This window comes from Micromonospora sp. WMMC273, from assembly GCF_027460285.1.
Taxonomy (GTDB): domain Bacteria; phylum Actinomycetota; class Actinomycetes; order Mycobacteriales; family Micromonosporaceae; genus Micromonospora; species Micromonospora aurantiaca.
This window is the reverse complement of sequence record NZ_JAPZBE010000001.1, coordinates 2746312-2764822: the sequence shown is the minus strand read 5'-3', so window position 1 is coordinate 2764822 and position 18511 is coordinate 2746312. Positions and strand designations below refer to the sequence as shown.

At 74.4% G+C, this 18511-nt stretch carries 20 protein-coding genes; 8 read left to right on the top strand and 12 right to left on the bottom strand.

Translation table 11 applies throughout. The features are described 5' to 3' along the window. Nucleotides 1–2: 2 nt before the first annotated feature. Nucleotides 3–893: an AurF N-oxygenase family protein gene (locus tag O7611_RS12870; protein ID WP_194801565.1), complete on the bottom strand. Its 891-nt coding sequence runs from the start codon at nt 891–893 to the stop codon at nt 3–5. Nucleotides 894–941: 48 nt separating this feature from the next. Between O7611_RS12870 and O7611_RS12865 the strand changes: the two genes are divergently transcribed. From O7611_RS12865 to O7611_RS12850, 4 genes are all read left to right on the top strand, one after another. Next, nucleotides 942–1658 (top strand): TetR family transcriptional regulator, encoded by a 717-nt coding sequence (locus tag O7611_RS12865; protein ID WP_135239979.1) that lies wholly within the window; start codon nt 942–944, stop codon nt 1656–1658. Beyond that, nucleotides 1655–1924, top strand: a complete 270-nt coding sequence (locus O7611_RS12860) for a DUF4873 domain-containing protein (protein ID WP_194801566.1) — start codon at nt 1655–1657, stop codon at nt 1922–1924. The genes O7611_RS12865 and O7611_RS12860 overlap by 4 nt, the downstream gene beginning before the upstream one ends. Nucleotides 1925–1945: 21 nt before the next feature. Then, nucleotides 1946–2584 (top strand): YdcF family protein, encoded by a 639-nt coding sequence (locus O7611_RS12855; protein WP_194801567.1) that lies wholly within the window; start codon nt 1946–1948, stop codon nt 2582–2584. Between the two features lie 89 nt (nt 2585–2673). After that, nucleotides 2674–3429, top strand: a complete 756-nt coding sequence (locus tag O7611_RS12850) for a glycosyltransferase family 2 protein (RefSeq protein WP_269696881.1) — start codon at nt 2674–2676, stop codon at nt 3427–3429. Nucleotides 3430–3453: 24 nt separating this feature from the next. On the opposite strand, the gene O7611_RS12845 is transcribed toward O7611_RS12850, so the two are convergent. The 3 genes from O7611_RS12845 to O7611_RS12835 form a co-directional block, all read right to left on the bottom strand. Next, complete coding sequence (locus O7611_RS12845; RefSeq protein ID WP_043324353.1) at nt 3454–3576, bottom strand: ribosomal protein bL36; 123 nt, start codon at nt 3574–3576, stop codon at nt 3454–3456. A gap of 121 nt (nt 3577–3697) precedes the next feature. After that, nucleotides 3698–5065, bottom strand: a complete 1368-nt coding sequence (locus tag O7611_RS12840) for an extracellular catalytic domain type 1 short-chain-length polyhydroxyalkanoate depolymerase (RefSeq protein WP_269696880.1) — start codon at nt 5063–5065, stop codon at nt 3698–3700. 128 nt (nt 5066–5193) lie between these two features. Next, complete coding sequence (locus O7611_RS12835) at nt 5194–6279, bottom strand: DUF4037 domain-containing protein (RefSeq protein ID WP_194801570.1); 1086 nt, start codon at nt 6277–6279, stop codon at nt 5194–5196. Between the two features lie 100 nt (nt 6280–6379). Between O7611_RS12835 and O7611_RS12830 the strand changes: the two genes are divergently transcribed. Next, nucleotides 6380–7303, top strand: coding sequence for a 5'-3' exonuclease (locus O7611_RS12830; RefSeq protein ID WP_194801571.1), 924 nt, complete (start codon nt 6380–6382; stop codon nt 7301–7303). A gap of 11 nt (nt 7304–7314) precedes the next feature. Here O7611_RS12830 and O7611_RS12825 read toward each other — a convergent pair whose 3' ends face one another. Both O7611_RS12825 and O7611_RS12820 read right to left on the bottom strand, forming a co-directional pair. After that, nucleotides 7315–8199: an MHYT domain-containing protein gene (locus O7611_RS12825; protein ID WP_194801572.1), complete on the bottom strand. Its 885-nt coding sequence runs from the start codon at nt 8197–8199 to the stop codon at nt 7315–7317. A 164-nt stretch (nt 8200–8363) separates the two neighbouring features. Then, complete coding sequence (locus tag O7611_RS12820; RefSeq protein WP_269696879.1) at nt 8364–11144, bottom strand: DEAD/DEAH box helicase; 2781 nt, start codon at nt 11142–11144, stop codon at nt 8364–8366. Nucleotides 11145–11229: 85 nt separating this feature from the next. Between O7611_RS12820 and O7611_RS12815 the strand changes: the two genes are divergently transcribed. Both O7611_RS12815 and O7611_RS12810 read left to right on the top strand, forming a co-directional pair. Further along, nucleotides 11230–11994 (top strand): HAD family hydrolase, encoded by a 765-nt coding sequence (locus tag O7611_RS12815; RefSeq protein WP_370584967.1) that lies wholly within the window; start codon nt 11230–11232, stop codon nt 11992–11994. Nucleotides 11995–12046: 52 nt separating this feature from the next. Further along, nucleotides 12047–13024: an EamA family transporter gene (locus O7611_RS12810; RefSeq protein ID WP_194801575.1), complete on the top strand. Its 978-nt coding sequence runs from the start codon at nt 12047–12049 to the stop codon at nt 13022–13024. On the opposite strand, the gene O7611_RS12805 is transcribed toward O7611_RS12810, so the two are convergent. The 3 genes from O7611_RS12805 to O7611_RS12795 all read right to left on the bottom strand — a co-directional run bounded on the left by O7611_RS12805 (nt 12987) and on the right by O7611_RS12795 (nt 15479). Then, complete coding sequence (locus tag O7611_RS12805; RefSeq protein ID WP_194801576.1) at nt 12987–13913, bottom strand: diacylglycerol kinase family protein; 927 nt, start codon at nt 13911–13913, stop codon at nt 12987–12989. The genes O7611_RS12810 and O7611_RS12805 overlap by 38 nt on opposite strands. Before the next feature lie 107 nt (nt 13914–14020). Next, nucleotides 14021–14722 carry a fasciclin domain-containing protein gene (locus O7611_RS12800; RefSeq protein ID WP_113973679.1) on the bottom strand — a complete coding sequence of 234 codons (702 nt, stop codon included), beginning with the start codon at nt 14720–14722 and terminating at the stop codon, nt 14021–14023. Nucleotides 14723–14780: 58 nt separating this feature from the next. Continuing rightward, entirely contained in the window at nt 14781–15479 is a 699-nt protein-coding gene (locus O7611_RS12795; RefSeq protein ID WP_194801577.1) for a hypothetical protein, read from the bottom strand. Nucleotides 15480–15665: 186 nt separating this feature from the next. Here O7611_RS12795 and O7611_RS12790 point away from each other — a divergent pair, with 186 nt between their 5' ends. Continuing rightward, nucleotides 15666–16550 (top strand): ABC transporter substrate-binding protein, encoded by an 885-nt coding sequence (locus O7611_RS12790; RefSeq protein WP_194801578.1) that lies wholly within the window; start codon nt 15666–15668, stop codon nt 16548–16550. A gap of 191 nt (nt 16551–16741) precedes the next feature. Here the strand turns inward: O7611_RS12790 and tatC are convergent, their stop codons facing one another. From tatC to O7611_RS12775, 3 genes are all read right to left on the bottom strand, one after another. Next, the gene (gene tatC, locus O7611_RS12785; RefSeq protein WP_194801579.1) at nt 16742–17695 is read right to left on the bottom strand and encodes a twin-arginine translocase subunit TatC; all 954 of its coding nucleotides are present in this window, start codon (nt 17693–17695) and stop codon (nt 16742–16744) included. A gap of 21 nt (nt 17696–17716) precedes the next feature. Further along, entirely contained in the window at nt 17717–18043 is a 327-nt protein-coding gene (gene tatA, locus O7611_RS12780) for a Sec-independent protein translocase subunit TatA (RefSeq protein ID WP_194801580.1), read from the bottom strand. A 217-nt stretch (nt 18044–18260) separates the two neighbouring features. Then, nucleotides 18261–18509, bottom strand: a complete 249-nt coding sequence (locus O7611_RS12775) for a hypothetical protein (protein ID WP_194801581.1) — start codon at nt 18507–18509, stop codon at nt 18261–18263. Nucleotides 18510–18511 lie beyond the last annotated feature (2 nt).

The following is an 18511-nucleotide window of genomic DNA, read 5'->3' as shown; positions in this document are numbered from 1 at the left end:
GGTCAGCCCTCCACCAGCCCGGCCCGGCGCCACAGCACCAGGCCCGGCCCGGCGACCAGACCCAGGTCGGTCAGGTGGTCGGCGATCCGCTGCGCGGACCAGCGCAGCGTGGCCCGCCAGTGCGGGTTCGTACGCGCCGCGGCCCGCCCGGCCGCCGGATCGATCCCGACCGCCGCGTACGCCCGCGGGTGGACCAGGCGTCGCGTGATCGAGTACGCGGCCCGGCCGATCACCAGCCGCGCGTACGCGAGCGCCACCGGCCCGGCGGCCTCGACCTGGCGGGTCAGCTCGTCGCGGGCGAAGCGGACGTGCCGGGCCTCCTCCACCACGTGGATGCGCGACACCATCCGGATCAGCGGCTGCAACGACTCGTCGGCCATGATCTCGCGCTGGAACGAGTCGAGGATCTCCTCGGCGATCAGGATGGCCGCGTACATCTGCGGGCCGGTCGCGGTGGACTTGAGCCATCGCCCGAGCAGGTGGTCGAACGGCTCGGCGCGGTAGACCGGCGCGCCGGTGGCCTCGATGAGCCGGCCGAACATGACGGAGTGCCGGCACTCGTCGGCGACCTCGGTGAGGGCGTACTGGGCGTGCCGGCTGGTCGGGTCCGCGTCGTAGTACTGCCGGATCAGCATCTGCATGAGGATCGTCTCGAACCAGATCCCGGCGGCGGCGGCGCTGGCGACCTCGTGCTTGGTCAGCTCGACCCGCTGGTCCTCGGTCAGTCCGTCCCACAGGGACGTGCCGTAGAGGCTGCTGCGCGTCGGCGGCATCCAGTACGCGCCGGGCACCGGTGGCGCCGACCAGTCGATGTCGACCATCGGGTCGTAGCTGGTGCGCACCGAGGCGGAGAGCAGGCGGTCGGCGACCGCCTCGCGCGGGAATCCGGCCATGACCCCTCCATATTGACGTAACTTCGAGTAACTGTTACGAGTGGTAGCATGCGACGGACCACCACCGATGTCAATGGCCCCGACGCCCCCCGGGAGCCGGCCGCACCCCGCTCCGGCGGGCGGCGCGACCGCTGGGCCGACCACCGTGAACAGCGGCGGCAGGAACTGATCGCGGCGGCCGTGCAGGCGCTGCTGCAGCACGGCCCGAGCGTCGACATGGACCAGGTCGCCGCCACCGCCGGGGTCAGCAAACCGGTGCTCTACCGCTACTTCGCCGACAAGGCACAGCTCTGGCTGGCGGTCAGCGAGGTGGTCGCGGCGCGCGTGGTCGCCGCCATCGCCCCCGCCGTGGAGCAGGTACGCGAGGAGCGCGCGCTGGTCGAGGCGACCATCGACGCGTACCTGAGCGTGGTCGAGTACGAGCCGTCGCTCTACCGGTTCCTCGTGCACGAGTCCGGGCATCCCGGCATCCAGCAGGTGGTGACGGGCACCAGCCGACAGGTCGCGACCGGGCTGGCCCGGGTCATCGGCGACCGGCTGCGTGCGCTCGGCCTCGACGCCGGCCCGGCCGAGCCGTGGGCGTACGGGCTGGTCGGGTTCGTGCAGGCGGTCGGCGACTGGTGGACCACGCACGGGCAGCCGATCCACCGGGCCGCGCTCACCGAATACCTGACCACGCTGCTGTGGAGCGGCATCGAGGGGGTCCGCCGGGGCGCGGACCTGCCACCGGAGCTGACCCGCGCGCACGAACGGATCGACAGGTGACCTGGGAGGGTACGGCCCGGATCGCCGGCACCACGGTGCGGCTGCACGGCGGCGGGCGGTTCGAGCCGGTCGACGGCCGCTACCACTGGGCCGGGCGGGTCGAGCCGGAACCGCGCCTGGTCCGGCTGCTGCGCTCCGGCCGCCGCGACGTGGAGGTCCGGATCGGCGAACGGGTCACCCGGGCCCGGCTGGCCGAGGTGGACCCGTGGGGCGGCATCCGCATCACCGGCGTCGGCACGCCACCCTGGCCGCCGGACGACGAGTGATCCGCGCCGTACCGTGAAGGGATGACGTCTCCCGCCACCGTGCTGCTGGTCTTCGGCCGTGGGGTGGTGGCCGGCGACGACGGCTACCGGCTCACCGCGGAGAGCGTCGCGCGCACCGAGGCCGCGGTGGCCTACGTCCGCGCGCACGCCGAGGCGTTCCGCCGCGCGCCGGACGCCCGGGTGGTGTTCACCGGCGGCTGGCCGCACGGCCCGGCCGGCGCGCCCGGCCCGCCCGCCGGCTACCGGGAGGCGGAGCTGATGCGGGCGCTGGCGCGCGAGGCCGGGCTCGACGCGTACGCCCGGTCGGCGGCCGAGACCCGCTCCCGCACCACGCTGCAGAACCTGGCGCACACCGTCCAGGACGGGCTGTTGGGCGCGGCGGAGTTCACCGCGCGGCACCCGCTCGGGCTGGTCTCCCACCCGTGGCACCTGCCCCGCGTCCGGATGCTCGCCGCGCGCGTGCTCGGCCTGTCCGGTCCGGCGCTGGCCGACGTGCCGGTGACCGCGCCCGACCCGGTGCCCGTCCGGCGGGAGCGGGCCGCCCGGGCGTTCAGCCGGATCGGCTTCCTCGGTGTGCGTACCCCGGAGGCGTCGCTGCGCCGCGAGCGCGCGCTGACCCGCGCGGCCGAGCGGATCGGACGCCTCACGCCCCGGCGGTGATTCACCGCCGCGCGCCCGGGGTACGAGCGTCCTCGATCGACCCGGCGGGCCTTGCCGGCGGGCGAGTCCACCCGGGAGGTTCCGTGATCGTGCTCGTGCCCGTGTACCGACCGGGTGACCGGCTGCCGCCGCTGGTCGGCGACCTGCGGGGCGCCCTGCCCGGGGCGGACGTGCTCGTCGTCGACGACGGCAGCGGCCCGGCCGCCGCCGGAGTGCTGGACGCGGCCCGCGCCCGGGGCGCGACCGTGCTGCGCCGCCGGGTCAACCGGGGCAAGGGCGTGGTGCTGCGCACCGGCTTCCGGTACGCCTCGACGCACCACCCGGGACGCGACGTGGTCTGTGTGGACGCCGACGGCCAGCACGGTGTGCCCGACGTGTGCGCCGTGGCGGACCGGATGCGCGCCACCGGAGCGCCGACGCTCGGCGTCCGCGAGTTCGACGGTGAGGTCCCGGCGCGCAGCCGGTTCGGCAACGCGGCGACCCGGGTGGCGTTCCGCCTGGCGACCGGCCGGGACGTGCGCGACACCCAGACCGGGCTGCGCGCCTACCCGGCCGCGCTGCTCGGCTGGCTCACCACGATCCCCGGTGACCGCTTCGAGTACGAGATGACGGCGCTGCTGCGGCTGGTCCGCGCCGGGCTGCCGGTCGAGCAGGTGGAGATCGCCACCCGCTACCACGGCGACAACTCGGGTTCGCACTTCTCCGCGCTCGCCGACTCGGTACGGATCTACCGGCCGCTGGCCGCCTCCGCGCTCGCCCGCCTGGCCGGGCGCGCCGAGGTGGACGACGTGCCCGCCGCCACCGTCACGCCGTCGCGCCCCACACCTGCGTCTCGAACTTGCTGAGCCGGTCGCGCGGCGACGGCGGCCTCAGCCCTGCCGGGCCTTCTGCCGCCGGTCGGACTTGTTGAGGACGAACAGCTTGCCCCGGCGCCGGACCACTATCGAGTCGGCCTTGCGCTTGAGCGCGCGCAGGGAGCTTCGGACCTTCATATCCGCTCCTTCGGTTCCCGCCGGTGTCCGTCCGGCACGGGTACCCGCCGCCGGTGCGGTCATGCCCGGCCGCGCCCGCCCCGGTCGGGGCGGGCGCGGCCGGGACGCCGGCGCGACCCGCTCAGGAGGTGGTGCAGGTGCTGCCGTTGAGCGTGAACGAGGCGGGACTGCCGGTGTTGCCGGTGTGGGTGGCCTGGAAGCCGATGTCCACCGAGCCGCCCGGCGGGATCGACGCGTTGTAGGACACGTTGCGGGCGGTCACCGCGCCGCTGGACGGGCTGTACGTCGCGTTCCAGCCGCCGGTGATCGTCTGACCACCGGGCAGCGTGAACGCGAGGCTCCAGCCGTTGATGGCCGTGGTGGACGTGTTGGTGATCGTCACCGCCGTGGTCAGGCCGTTGTTCCAGGCGTTCACCACGTACCCGACCCGGCAGGCCCCCGACGGCGGCGGCGTGGTCGGCGGCGCCGTGGTGGGCGGGGGCGTGGTGGGCGGCGGCGTGGTGGGCGGCGCGGTGGTCGGCGGGGGCGTGGTCGGCGGCGCGGTGGTCGGCGGCGGCGTGGACGAGTCCAGGCCGAAGAAGCGGATGACCTGCGCCGCGTCGACCGGCAGGTTGTGCGTGACGCCCTGCATGCTGATCGCCTCGACGGTCGCGGTGCCGCCGGTGCCGCCGTAGCGGGTGCGGGTGTAGCCGGGCTGCGGACTGTCCGTGTACGCGGGCGTCTGGCTCAGCCCGTTCACGTTCGTCCACTGGTCGATCTGCTCGCCGAAGTTCGGGTAGCGCAGCGTCTCGTCGTTGGTGCCGTGCCAGATCTGCATCCGCGGACGCGGACCGGTGTAGCCGGGGTAGGCGTTGCGTACCAGGTCACCCCACTGCTGCGGGGTCTTCAGCACCTGGCCGTTGGCGCACTCGCTGTTCCACTCGGAGCCGTTGGTGGTGGCGAAGCATCCGAACGGCACACCGGCGAAGGCGGCACCGGCGCGGAACACGTCCGGGTAGTCGCCGAGCAGCACGTTCGTCATCATCGCGCCGGACGAGGTGCCGGTGACGAAGATCCGCTGCGACTCCACCGGGTAGCGCTGCCGTACGTAGTCCACCATCGACTTGATGCCCACCGGGTCGCTGCCGCCGTCGCGGCGCAGCGCCTGGGGCGAGGAGACGTCGAAGCACTTGCTGCTGCGGGTCACCGACGGGTAGACCACGATGTAGCCGTACCGGTCGGCGAGCGACGCGAACTGGGTGCCGGAGTACATGGCCGGACCGCTGCCGGTGCAGTAGTGGTTGACCACGAGCAGCCCGGGCCGGGCCGCCACGGTGTCCGGGACGTACAGGTACATGCGCAGGTTGCTCGGGTTGGCGCCGAAGTTCGTCACCTCGGTCAGCGCGGCGGCCGAGGCCGGCCCGGGGACGGCGAGCGCCGCTGCGACGGCGAGCCCGGCGGCGGCCAGCGCCGCGCCGAGCAGCCGGAGTCTGCTCATTCTGGACAGCATGCTGTTCTCCTCGGTGGTGGGAACGCCGCACGGGGCGGCGTCCTCGCCGGCGAGGCGCCTGCGACGGGCGGCCCGGACCCTCGGAGACGAGATAGACAGTCGCGGATCGATGCGACTCGAATCGGAGTCTAGGCTCCGCCCGGCGGGCCGACAACCACCGCGGCCACCCGGCGGGCGCGGTCCGCGTGGGTGAGCACGTCCACGCTGTCCACGTACTGGTCCACCGCACCCACCGGCGGCCGGTCGCGCAGTTCCGGGTCGGTGATCGCGGCGCGCAGCGCCTCGACGAACCGGCCCGCGTGCAGCACCAGGAACGGCCGGCCGTGGAACGGCCGCGCGGCCGGATCCACCGGCGCCGCCAGCGTCGCGCCGTTCGTCCAGCCGGCGACCGTCTCCAGCGCCCGGACCAGGCCGGGCTGCCGGGCCGGCCAGTCGCCCGGGCCGAGCGCGGCGGCGAGTCCGTCCACCACCGGCGCCGCGCCCGGCAGCGCCGCGAACACCGTGCCGAGCCATTTCGCGTACGGGGGCCAGCGCCGGTGCAGCAGCAGGCCGAGGCGCATCAGATCCCGGGCCAGCCCGGCGACCACGACCCGGCTGCCCAGATCGTCGCCGACCTCGGCGCACCGGCCGGCCAGGTGCTCGGCCTGCGCGACCCGCTGCCATCCGGCGGCCAGCACGTGCCGCCACACGTCGTCCGGATACCAGGCGAGCCGGGCGCGAACGGCGGTGAGCGCGCCGTCGAGCCCGTCGTGGAACACCGCTCCCCCGGTCAGCTCGGCGAGCCGCTGCGTCGGCGTCGCCAGCCAGTCCGCCGTCGTCAGTCCGGCGCGCGGGTCGGCGCCGAGCCGCTCCCGCAGCCACCCGCCCAGCTCGTCCACCGGAACGCCGTGCCGGTCGCCGTCGGCGCGGGCCGTGCCGAGCCGCGCCTCCGGCCCGCTCGCGTAGCGGGTCGGCCAGCCGAGGAACCGCGCCGGCAACTCGGCGTCCAGCGCCGCCCGTACCGGCGCCACGTCGTGCGCGCTGCCCACGAAGACCTGGGTACGCGGGCCCCAGTCGTGGTCGGTGGAGCGGGGCGTGTCGAGGCCGAGCAGCTCGGAGCCGCCGTCGAGCAGACCGGCGGAGTACGGCAGGCCGGGCAGCCGCCGCGCCAGCAGCGGACCCACCACCTCGTCGTGGAACCGGCGGGCCAGGGTCAGGCCGGGTACGAAGCTCACCCCGCCAGTCTGCTCATGCCATGCCCCGTGCGCCCCCAGGTTTTCCGGTCCGGCGGTCGCCTCCCCCATCCCGTCACAGGGCTGTGGAAGGCTTGTCGCCGTGGCACACCGACAGCCGATCCTTCTGATCGACTCCCCCAGCCTCTACTTCCGCGCCTACTTCGGGATCCCCGAGTCGGCCGCGAAGACCGGCGACGGCCAGCCCGTCAACGCCGTTCGCGGCTTCCTCGACATGCTCGCTCAGCTCGTGCGCACCCGCCGGCCCGACCGGATGATCTGCGCGCTCGACCACGACTGGCGGCCGGCGTGGCGGGTGGAGCTGCTGCCGTCGTACAAGGCGCACCGGGTCGCACCCGAGGGCGGCGAGGTCGTGCCGGACACGCTGTCACCGCAGGTGCCGATGATCCTGGAGGTGCTGGACGCGCTCGGCATCCCCGCTGTGGGCGCCGACGGCTACGAGGCCGACGACGTGCTCGGCACGCTCGCGGTGACCCAGCCGGGCCCGGTCGAGGTGGTCTCCGGCGACCGCGACCTGTTCCAGCTCGTCGACGACGCGCACCCGGTGCGTCTGCTCTACGTCGGCCGGGGCGTGGCCAAGCTGGACGACTGCGACGACGCGGCGGTCCGCACCCGTTACGGCGTGCCCGCCGACCGGTACGCCGACTTCGCGGCGCTGCGCGGCGACCCCAGCGACGGGTTGCCCGGCGTCGCCGGTGTCGGCGAGAAGACGGCCGCGCGGCTGATCGACCGCTACGGCGGGCTGGACGGCATCCTGGCCGCGCTCGACGACCCCCGTTCCGGTTTCGCGCCGGGGCTGCGGGCCAAGCTCGACGCCGCCCGCGACTACCTGGCCGTGGCGCCGAAGGTGGTCCGGGTCGCCACCGACGTGCCGCTGCCCCAGCTGGACCCGGCACTGCCGACGTCCCCCGCCGACCCGGACCGGCTGCTGGAGCTGGCGCAGCGCTGGAACCTGGCCGGCTCGTGCCGCCGCCTCGTCGACGCTCTGACCGGCGACCGATCGTGATCAGTTGATCACTAGGGGCGGTCTGTGCTCCGGCGGGTCGGGAACTGAGCGCCGGGCTGCGCCAGTGTCGAGCGGGCGCGCAGGCCGACCGGGTCGGGCGCGGGCTCGGCGGCCACGGTCTGCGGCCCCTCGTCGAGACGCGCGCTGACGTACGCGGCCCCGGCCCGGTCGTCGTCCGACGGCGCGGCGAGCAACGCGTAGACGAGCCCGACCACACCGAAGACCACCGCCAGCACGATCGGCACCAGCAGTCCGCTCACCTCGGTGCCGGAGGCCGGTCCGCGGCTCTCGTGCAGGTGCACCGACAGCGCGCTCATGCCGGTGAAGTGCATGCCGTTCACCGCGATGCCCATGACCAGTGCCGAGGCGGCGATGGCGAGCCCCCGCCGGACGGTCATCGCCAGCCAGAGCGCGACGGTGGCGGCCACGATCGCGATGACCACCGACAGCGTCACCCGCAGCGGGTCGTAGCCGAACGAGCCGTCCAGGCGCATCGCGGCCATGCCGGTGTAGTGCATGGCGGCCACCCCGGCGCCGGTGAAGAACCCGCCGGCGAGCAGCCGGGGCGCGGCCAGCCGGCCGGTGCCCACGATCGCCAGCCCGATGCCGACCGCCGCCACCGCGATCGCCGTGCTGGCGGCCGTCAGCGGCACGTCGTAGCGGATCCGGGTGCCGCCGACGGCGAAGCCGAGCATCGCCATGAAGTGCATGGCCCAGATCGCCGTGCCGCCGAGCGCCCAGGCGGCCAGCAGGCCCCACCAGGCGCGCTGGCCGGCGCTGGTGGCGGTCCGGATCCGCCCGGCGCAGACCAGGCCGAGCGCCGAGCCGAGCACCGACAACGCGTAGCTGAGCGCGGGTGTGATCCACCCGTACTCGAAGTGATTGATCTCGCCCACGACGCCCTTCCCTCACCCTCGGCTCAGCGCGACCCACGGCGCCCGGGGCAATGATGGGATAGGCCCTGACCAGGGCGTGCATCGGCCCCCCGACAATTCGCGGGGTGGCAGCACCGTGACGCAGCGGTGCGTCGATTCCCGGCGACCGGTGACCGAAAGTGACCCTATGCGGAGGCGTGGTAGGCCAGCACGCCCCGGTTGACCGCCGCGATCGCCTGCCGGGCGGTACCGCGCAGCTCGGCCGAGGCGCCACCCGAGTCGGCGACCTGGCCGAGCAGGTCGACCACCTGGCGCGCCCAGCGGACGAAGTCGCCCGCCGGCATCTCCCCGTCGATCTGGTGGCCGCTCGCAAGCACCTTCGCCAGCGCCTCGCCGCGCGCCCACCGGTAGATCGGCCAGGCGAAGCCGAGATCCGGCTCCCTTGTCACGGCCAGGCCGCGTGCCGCCTCGTCCGCCTCGATGTCGCCCCACAGCTTGAGCGTCTCGTCGACCGCGTCGGCCACCGCGCCGCGCGGCAGCGACGCCCGCTCGTCGACGTCCCGCCGGGCCTCGAAGACCACCACCGACACGGCGGCGGCCAGTTCGGCCGGGGACAGGCCGTCCCACACCCGGCGGCGCAGGCACTCGGCCACCAGCAGGTCGGCCTCGGTCCAGATCCGGGCCAGCATCCGCCCGGCGTCGGTGACCTCGCCGTCGGCGGCCAGGTAGCCGCGCGCGGTCAGCAACGCCACGATCCGGTCGAAGGTACGGGCCAGCGATCCGGTCCGCCCGGACACCCGCTCACGCAGCTCCTCGGTGTCGCGTTCCAGCCGGCGCCGCCGCTCCGCCCAGCGGGCGTGCTCTTCCCGGTCCGGGCAGGCGTGACACGGGTGGGCGCGCAGCTCGACGCGGAGCTGGCTGAGCCGGTGGTCCTCCCCCGCCGCCTGCCGGGACCGGCCGCCCCGCCGACCGCCGTGCCGGTCCAGGCCGGTGCCGCTGACCGCGGCGGCCAGGTCTCGCCGGGCCGCGGGCGAACGGTGGTTGAAGTGCTTCGGCACCCGGATCCGGGTGAGCACCTCGGCCGGGGTGGTGAAGTCACCGGGGGTGACCCGCCCGGCCCAGCGGTCCTGGGTGAGGACCAGCGGCCGGGGCTCGCCGAACCCGCCGGTGGCCGGGTCCAGCACCACCGCCAGTCCGGCCCGCCGCCCGGACGGCACCCGGATCACGTCACCGACCCGCAGCCGCTCCAGCGAGGCGACCGCCGCCGCCTTGCGCTGGGTCTGCCCCTGCCGGGCGATGGTGCGTTCCCGGTCGGCGATCGCCACCCGCAGCGCGAAGTACTCGTCGAAGTCGCCGTGGTGGCAGGCGGCCTCCGCGCCGTACGCCTCGATCGTCTCGGTGTTGCGCTGCACCTGCCGGGCCAGGCCGACCACCGACCGGTCGGCCTGGAACTGCGCGAACGAGGACTCCAGCAGTTCCCGGGCCGGTGCCGCGCCGACGCTGCCGACCAGGTTGACGGCCATGTTGTACGAGGGCCGGAAGCTGGAACGCAGCGGGTAGGTGCGGGTGGAGGCGAGCCCGGCCACGTGCCGGGGGTCGGTCTCCGGCGACCAGACCACCACCGCGTGGCCCTCCACGTCGATGCCCCGGCGGCCCGCCCGGCCGGTGAGCTGGGTGTACTCGCCGGGGGTGAGGTCGACGTGGGCCTCGCCGTTGAACTTCACCAGGCGTTCCAGCACCACGCAGCGGGCCGGCATGTTGATGCCCAGCGCGAGCGTCTCGGTGGCGAAGACGGCCTTGACCAGCCCGCGGACGAACAGCTCCTCGACGACCTCCTTGAAGGCGGGGAGCATGCCGGCGTGGTGGGCGGCCAGGCCGCGCTCCAGGCCGTCGAGCCACTCCCAGTAGCCGAGCACCGACAGGTCCTCGCCGGGGATGGCGGTGACCCGGGACTCCACCACCCGGCGGATCTCGGCGCGTTCGTCCGGGGAGGTCAGGCGCAGCCCGGCGGCGAGGCACTGCTGCACGGCGGCGTCGCAGCCGGCCCGGCTGAAGATGAACAGGATGGCCGGGAGCAGCCCTTCCCGGTCGAGCCGGTCGACGATGTCCGGGCGCATCGGGCCGCGCCAGCGGGGGCCGCGACGGCCACCGCCGGGGCCGGCGCTGCGGCCCTCGCCCAGCTCCAGCCGGCGCATCGTGTCCCGGGTGTAGCGCAGCAGCTCCGGGTGCACGTCGTGCTTGCGGGCCGCGTCGGCGTCGTGGAACAGGTCGAACATCCGCTTGCCGACGAGCATGTGCTGCCACAGCGGCACCGGACGGTGCTCGGAGACCACCACGGCGGTCTCGCCGCGCACGGTGACCAGCCAGTCCGCGAACTCCTCGGCGTTGGAGACGGTGGCCGACAGCGACACGAGCGTGACCGACTCGGGCAGGTGGATGATCACCTCTTCCCAGACCCCGCCGCGGAACCGGTCGGCCAGGTAGTGGACCTCGTCCATCACCACGTACGCCAGGCCCTCCAGGGTGGCCGAGCCGGCGTAGAGCATGTTGCGCAGCACCTCGGTGGTCATCACCACCACCGGCGCGTCGCCGTTTATCGCGTTGTCGCCGGTGAGCAGGCCGACCTGCTCGGCGCCGTAGCGGTCCACCAGGTCGTGGTACTTCTGGTTGGACAGCGCCTTGATCGGCGTGGTGTAGAAGCACTTGCGCCGGGTCGCGGGCGCGTCGCCGCCGGGCCGGCCGCGCAGCGCCAGGTGCACCGCGAACTCACCCACCACGGTCTTGCCGGCGCCGGTGGGAGCGCAGACCAGCACGCCGCTGCCCCGCTCCAGCGCCTCGCACGCCTCGCGCTGGAAGTCGTCGAGATCGAACCCGAGATCCAGCGAGAATTCGTCCAGGGCCGGGAAGGCGGAGGCCTGCGCGGCCCGGCGGCGCGCCGCGGCGTACCGCTCGGCGGGGCTCGACATGGATCCAAGATTAATCGGTGCTGCCGAGGAGTACCGGTCAAGGCCATCCGGCAGGACGGTCGGAGCGGTCGGTAGGGTGCACGACGTGCCGGACCGTACCGAACTGCCCCACGTCTCGAGCGGCGCCGACGACGCCGTCCGCCCGGGCCCGTCCCGCCGGCCCGTGGAGGCGGTGCTCTTCGACTTCCACGGCACCCTCGCCCAGGTGGAGGAGCCGCTGGCCTGGGTGCTCGCCGCCGCGGCCGCCTGCGGCGTCGAACTGGACCGGATCCGGGCCACCTCGCTGGCCGACCGGCTGCTCACCGCCGGGCGTGCCGGTGGCCCGCTACCGGCGCGGGTGCCGCCCCGGCTGGCCGAGCTGTGGGCCGACCGGGATCTCTACCCGCACGCGCACCGGGGCGCGTACACCGGGCTGGCGGAGACCGTGGACACCGGCATCGACGGGTTCGCCGACGCGCTCTACGAGCGGGTGCTGGTCCCCGAGGGCTGGGTGCCGTACCCGGACACCGCCCCGGTGCTCGGTGCGCTGCGGTCGGCCGGGGTGAAGGTGGCGGTGGTCAGCAACATCGGTTTCGACCTGCGGCCGCTGTTCGCCGCCTGGGGCCTCGACGCGTTCGTCGACGCGTACGCGCTGTCGTACGAGGTGGGGCGCTGCAAGCCGGACCCGGGCATCTTCCTGCGGGCCTGCGGGATGCTCGGCGTCGACCCGGAGCGCACGCTCATGGTGGGCGACACGCCGGCCGACGCGGGCGCGGTGGCCGCAGGGTGCGGGGTGCTGGTGCTGCCCTGCGCCGACGCGGGCCGCCCGAACGGGCTCGGCGCGGTGCTCGACCTGGCCGGGGCCGCCTGAGCACACCCCAGCGGCGCGAACGCGTCGCGGCGCACCGGATACCGTCAGGGGCATGACCGGTGTCCACCCCTTGCCGCCGCGTGCGCCGGGACGGCTCGGCGGGGTCGCGCTGGTCCTCGGCGGGGCGCTGTCGGTGCAGTTCGGCTCCGCGCTGGCCGCACTGCTGTTCCCGCGTACCGGGGTGGCCGGGGCGGTGACGTTGCGGCTGACCATCGGCGCGCTGCTGATGCTCGTGGTGTGCCGCCCCCGGGTACGCGGGTACGGACGGCGCGACTGGGCGGCGGTGCTGGCGTTCGGGCTGGCCCTGGCCGGCATGAACTCGATCTTCTACCAGGCGATCGAGCGGATCCCGCTCGGCCCGGCCGTCACCCTGGAGGTGCTCGGGCCGCTGGCGCTGTCGGTGATCGCCGCCCGCCGGGTGGCCGCCTGGTGCTGGGCCGCGCTGGCACTGGCCGGTGTGGTCCTGCTCGGCCAGGGCGGGTTCGACCGGCTCGACCCGGCCGGCGCCGCGCTGGCGCTGACGGCGGGCGCCATGTGGGCCGCGTACATCGTCTGCTCGGCGCGGATCGGCGCGCGGTTCCCCGGCGCGGACGGGCTGGCCCTCGCGCTGACCGTCGCGGCGCTGCTGACGCTGCCGTTCGGGCTTGCGGACGGCGGCGGCCGGCTGGCCGACCCGATGGTGCTGGGGCTCGGTACCGGGCTGGCGCTGCTCGCCTCGGTGCTGCCGTACAGCCTGGAGCTGGCCGCGTTGCGGCGGCTGCCGACCGCGACGTTCGCGGTGATGATGAGTCTCGGTCCGGCGATCGCCGCGGTGGCCGGTTGGCTGGTGCTCGGCCAGGCGCTGCGCCCGGTCGAGGTGCTCGCCATCGCGCTCGTGGTCGCCGCGAGCGCGGGCGCGGTCCGCGCCGCCGCGCCGCCGCCCTCGCCCGCGCCGCCTTCTCCGGCGCCGCCGGCCGTTCCCGGCCCGCCGTCTGCGGCGGACCCGGCGGGGGTCAGCGCAGCAGCCGCAGCGCCGCCGGCGCGGCGGTGACTGTCACCGGCAGGTCGAGGGAACGTTCCCCGTCGGCGTACGTGGTGATGCCCTCGGCGGCCAGCTCCACCGTCCGCGCCCGGTAGACGCGCGCCAGCGGGTGCGTGACGTGGGTGCCCCGGTAGATCTGCGGCTTGACCCGCATCAGCGTGCGCCTGTCGAACCGGCCGCCCACCACCACGTCCAGCAGGCCGTCGTGCGGGTCGGCGTCCGGACAGATCCGCATGCCGCCGCCGTAGCTGGCCGTGTTCCCCACCGCCACGAGCACCGCGTCGACCTCCTGCGCCACCCCGTCGAGCACCAGCCGGTAGCGGCGCGGCCGCAGCCGGGCCAGCTCCACCACGATCGCCATGTCGTACCGGCGCGGGCCGCGCGGCCAGCGCATCCGGTTGGCGCGTTCGTTGACGATCGCGTCGAAGCCGGCCGCGAGCACCGCGCCGAACCAGCGGTCGGCCTCGCCGGGCCGGGACAGCCGCGCCAGGTCCACCGGCCGGGAGCGGCCGGCGGCGAGCGCCGCGGTGATCACCTCGACGGCGGCCGTCGGGTCGGCCGGGAAGCCGGTGTCCACCGCGAAGTCGTTGCCGGTGCCCGCCGGGACCGGCCCGAACGGCACATCGGTGCCGGCGACCGCCTGCAACGCGCGGTGCATGGTGCCGTCGCCGCCCACCGCGACGAGCGCCCCGGCGCCGCCGGCGACCGCGGCGTGGCACGCCACCTCCGCCTCCTCGGGGGTACGCGCGCGCAGCAACTCGACCGGGCGGCCCGCTGCGGCGAGGCGCCCCAGGATCCCGGGCAGCAGGCCGCGGTGCCGCCCCCGGCCCGCTGTCCGGTTGGCGAGCACGGCGACGGGGCCGGGCGGGACATGATCGTGCGCGGTCACGGCGAGCACCGTACGGCACAGCTCGCGCCGCCCACCAGAGCCAGGTCACACGGCGGGTGGGCGGTACACGCCGACGGCGCCCGGCAGGGGGTGCCGGGCGCCGTGGCGGGGGTGGTTCAGGGCAGGTCGATCGGGCGCAGCACCCGGTCCACCGCGTGCGCGATCTGCTTGTTGCCCTTGTTGATGTCGTACCGCACCACCTTCGCGTTGCGGTCGCTGGTGTCGGCGTCGACCAGGCGCACCTCGCGGCCGTACCAGCAGCGCTTCACGTCCACCTCGACGGTGGCGCCGAGCGCGGTGGTCAGGTCCGCGCCGTCGGCCTTCAGCGCCGCCTTCCGGTCGATCGTCGCGCCGGGCACGACGTGGTAGAGCAGGACGTCCTCCACGGTGTCCACGCCCAGGCCGGCGACCGCGTCGAACGCGGCCTTCTCACCGGGCAGCTTCTTCGCGGCGGTGATGTCCCGCACCAGCTCGCGGAACGCGTAGTCGTTCGGCACGAACGCGGTCAGCGCGACGGTGCCGTCGGTGAGCACCTTCACCGGCGAGTCCGGCTTGGCCTGCAGCACCGTCAGGACCGCCTTGGTGAGGACGTCGAAGTCCCGCGAGTTGCGGTCGAAGCCGCTCTTGTCGGCGGTGAGCACGGCGGCCAGCGACCGCGTACCCGGCTGCTTGGCGCCGGCCTGGGCGGGCACGGCGACGGCGGTGGTGGCCACCGCCGCCGCGGTGGCGCCCACGGCCAGCCGGGCGGCGAGACGAGCGATGTTCATCGGGGAGCCTTTCGTCGAAGCGACCAGGTCCGTGACTGTCGTCACGACCATTGCTTCGCCCCGACCCTCCCCGGTGGATGCACCCGGATCGACGGTTTTCGCGGCCGCCTCAGCGCACCACCAGCCGCTTGCTCACCGACTGCACGCCGTCGCCCTTGACCTTCAGCGACCAGTCCCCCGCCGCGCCCAGTGTCACCACCGTCTCGGCCGTGCCGTTGGCCTCGGCCTTCATCTCGGCGACCCGCTTGCCGTCGGGGTTGAGCACGTACAGCGTCCGGGCCCCGGCGGTCTTGTTCGTCACCTTGAACGCGAGCTTCTCGCCGGGCTCCGCGATCAGGGCGTCCACACCGGTCATCGCGTCGTCCGTCAGCTCGATCGTCACCGACCGGTCGTAGGCCACCTCGGCCGCGGCGCTGGCCAGGTTGCCGTCGTCGGACACGATGATCTTCGTGCGCACGCCGTCGCCCTGCCGGCCGGGCTTGCAGGCCACCTCGTACGTGCCGGTCTGCAGCGACGCGCGCAGGTCGCCGGTGCGGCCCGCCGGCACGTCCGCGACCTCGGCGATCACCTTGGTGAAGGCGTCGCCCTCCCGGCCGTAGACGTATACCCCGGTGGCCTGCTGGCCCCGGTTGGTCACGGTGAAGGTGACGGTGCCGGGGGTGAACAGCGTGGTGGTGACCTCGCAACTGGTGTCGGTGGCGGTCACCGGCACCTGCTGGCCTTTCGGCGCGGGCTCGTCGTCACCGCAGGCGGTGAGCGCGGTGGCCGCGCAGAGGACGGTCAGGACGGCGGCGGTACGGCTCTTCATCGGGTTCTCCGGAGCGCAGGTCAGACGGGCTGACCGGAACGGGGCGCCGACGCACCCCGGCACACCGCCCGGGGGGCTCGGCGGAGTCAGCAGAGTCTAAGCGGGTACGGCGTCCCGGCAAGGCCCGAGGGCGACCGAAGTCCGGCCCCGGCCGGCGGTGGTCCGCGCGCGGGGCATGATGGCGGCATGCGGCTGGTCTCCCTGCTCCCCTCCGCCACCGAGATCGTGTACGCGCTCGGCCTCGGTGACGACCTGGTCGGCGTCACATTCGAGTGCGAGGTGCCCGCGTCGTACCGGTCGGGCACCACTGTGGTCGTCGGCGGCCGGGACACCCGGGGCATGAGTCCCGGCGACATCGACGCGTACGTCCGGGCGCAAGTGGCGGCCGGTGCCGACCTCTACACGCTGCACTCCGGTGCGCTGGCCGGGCTGGACCCGGACCTGATCCTCACCCAGGACCTGTGCCGCGTCTGCGCGCTGCCCTCGGGCCGGGTCGCCGACGCCGTGGAGCACCTGGGGTGCCGGGCGGACGTGCTGTCGCTGGACCCGTACACCCTGGACGACGTGCTGGAGTCGATCCGCGCGGTCGGCGCGGCGGCCCGGGTGCCGGACCGCGCGGAGGCCCTCGTCGACGGCCTGCGGGCCCGGCTCGCGGCGGTCCGCGCGGCGGTGGCGGGCCGGCCCCGGCCACGGGTCGCGGTGGTCGAATGGGTCGACCCGCCGTTCGGCGCCGGGCACTGGATCCCCGACCTGGTCGACGTCGCCGGCGGCGAGCCGGTCGCCACCCATCGCGGCGCCCGGTCCGTGCCGACAACCTGGGCGGCGCTGCGGGCCGCCCGTCCGGAGGTGGTGCTGGTGGCGCCGTGCGGGTTCCGTCTCGACGGCGCGGCCGAGCAGGCCGCCGCGGTGGCCGGGCAGTTCCCGGACGCGCAGGTGTGGGCGCTGGACGCGGACGGGCTGATCGTGCGCGCCGGCCCCCGCCTGGTCGACGGCGCCGAGACCGTAGCCGCCATCCTGCACCCCGACACCGTCCCCCCACCCCACCCCACAGCAGCCCGCCGCCTCACCTGACCCGCCCCGCCCCGCCGATCTTGCAGTTTCGGCCCAGACAAAGGGTGTATATCGGGCACTGGGCGGGCACAAAGTCCAAGATCGACGTGGGATGGGGTGGGGCGTGCCGGGAAGGCTCGGAGGGGCTGCCGTGGGAACGCGGACGCCGTCCCCGTGAGGTGGGGACGGCGTCCGGCGGTGAGCGAGGCCGGTCAGGTCATGTCGTCGTAGCGGCGCTCGATCGGCTTGGGGGCGACGATCGGCTCGGGTGCGCCGATCGGCTCGGACGCCTCGATCCGGCCACCGGTGGGCACCGGCTCGTCCGACAGGTCCAGCGGTGACACCTCGTCGTCGGCGATGCCGGCGTAGGCCTCACGGCCACGGCCGCGCCGCCTGTCGTTGAGGAACGCCACCCCCACCGCGGCGAAGTAGAGCGCGCAGAGGCATATCGCCAGCGCGGTCATGCCGAACGGGTCGGGTGTCGGCGTGACCACCGCGGCGAACGCGAAGAACACGAACACCGCCACCCGCCACCAGCTCAGCAGCCGCTTCGCGCTGGCCAGGCCGACGAAGTTGAGCATCAGCACGATCAGCGGGAACTCGAACGCCACCCCGAACAGCAGGATCAGGTTCGTGACGAACGATATGTAGCGGGTCACCTCGAGGTTGGTCGCGATGTCGTCGCCGGAGACGTCGAGCAGGAACTCGAGCCCCTTGGTGGTGACGAAGAACGCCAGCACCGCGCCGGCCGCGAACAGCGGGGCCGCCAGGGCGGTGAAGACGTACGCGTACCGCCGCTCGTGCCGGTGCAGGCCGGGCGCGATGAACGCCCAGAGCTGGTAGAGCCAGATCGGCGCGGCGATGATCAGGCCCACCCAGAGGCCGATCTTGAGGTTCAGCAGGAAGACGTCGGCGACGCCGAGCTGCACGAACTTGCACTTGCCGGTCGCCGGGTCGAACGACTGCGGCAGGTCGCAGTAGGGCTTCGACAGCAACACCCGGACCGGCTCGGCCAGCCAGATGCCGAAGCCGAAGCCGACCAGGATCGCCAGCGACGCCCGGAACAGCCGGTTACGCAGCTCACGGATGTGCTCGATGAGCGTCATCGAGCCGTCGGCGGCCCGCGCGAAGTTGCTCGGGCCGCGCTTCTTCAACCCGAAGGCCACGGTGTTTGAGGCCCTCTCGGATCAGTTCTCGCGGACGCGCTGCACCGGGTCGGCCGGCGGGGCCACGGGCTGCTGCGGCTGCGGCGCGTACGGCTGCTGCGTGTACTGCTGCTGGGCGTACGGCTGCCCCTGCACGGGCTGCTGCGGCTGAAGCGGCTGGTAGCCGGCCTGCGCGTCGGCCTTCTCGGCGAGATCGCGGTCGTCGTCGTGCAGGCTCTTGGTCTCAGCCTTGATGATCCGCAGCGAGCGGCCCAGCGAGCGGGCCGCGTCGGGGAGCCGCTTCGCGCCGAACAGCAGGATCAGCACGACCACGAGTACGGCGATGTGCCACGGCTTGAGGGCACCCATGGGAAGCTCCAGTCGCTCTGTGTCGGTGAGGGGTGGGTCGTCGCCCATCGTACGTGTGTCGCAGCGGCTTGCCACCCCCGCGGGCCTGCCGGTGCGGGCCCGATCGGTGAAGTTTCGACCAACCCGAAGTGTCCCGTCAACCGTCCAGGTCCGCGCATTCCTGCGCGTAACCACCCGGGAACGCGCAGACGACGCTCACCGGGCCGACAGCCGTCGATCAGTCGCCCCGCTTGGCCTTGATCAACGTGATCCGCTCCTGCGCGAGCGCCGCCCGCTCCTGGAGCGACTCGGCCCGCGCCTGCAACTGCTCGGCGGCCGACCGCAGCGACTCCGCCTCGCCCGCCCGGCGCTGCAACGCCAGCGCGGAACGGCGCAGCCCGGGCAGGCGGCTCACCACCGGACGGATCGCCAGGGCCAGTACGACCAGCGCGAACACCACGACCCCGAGCACGATCCACTTCACCACGG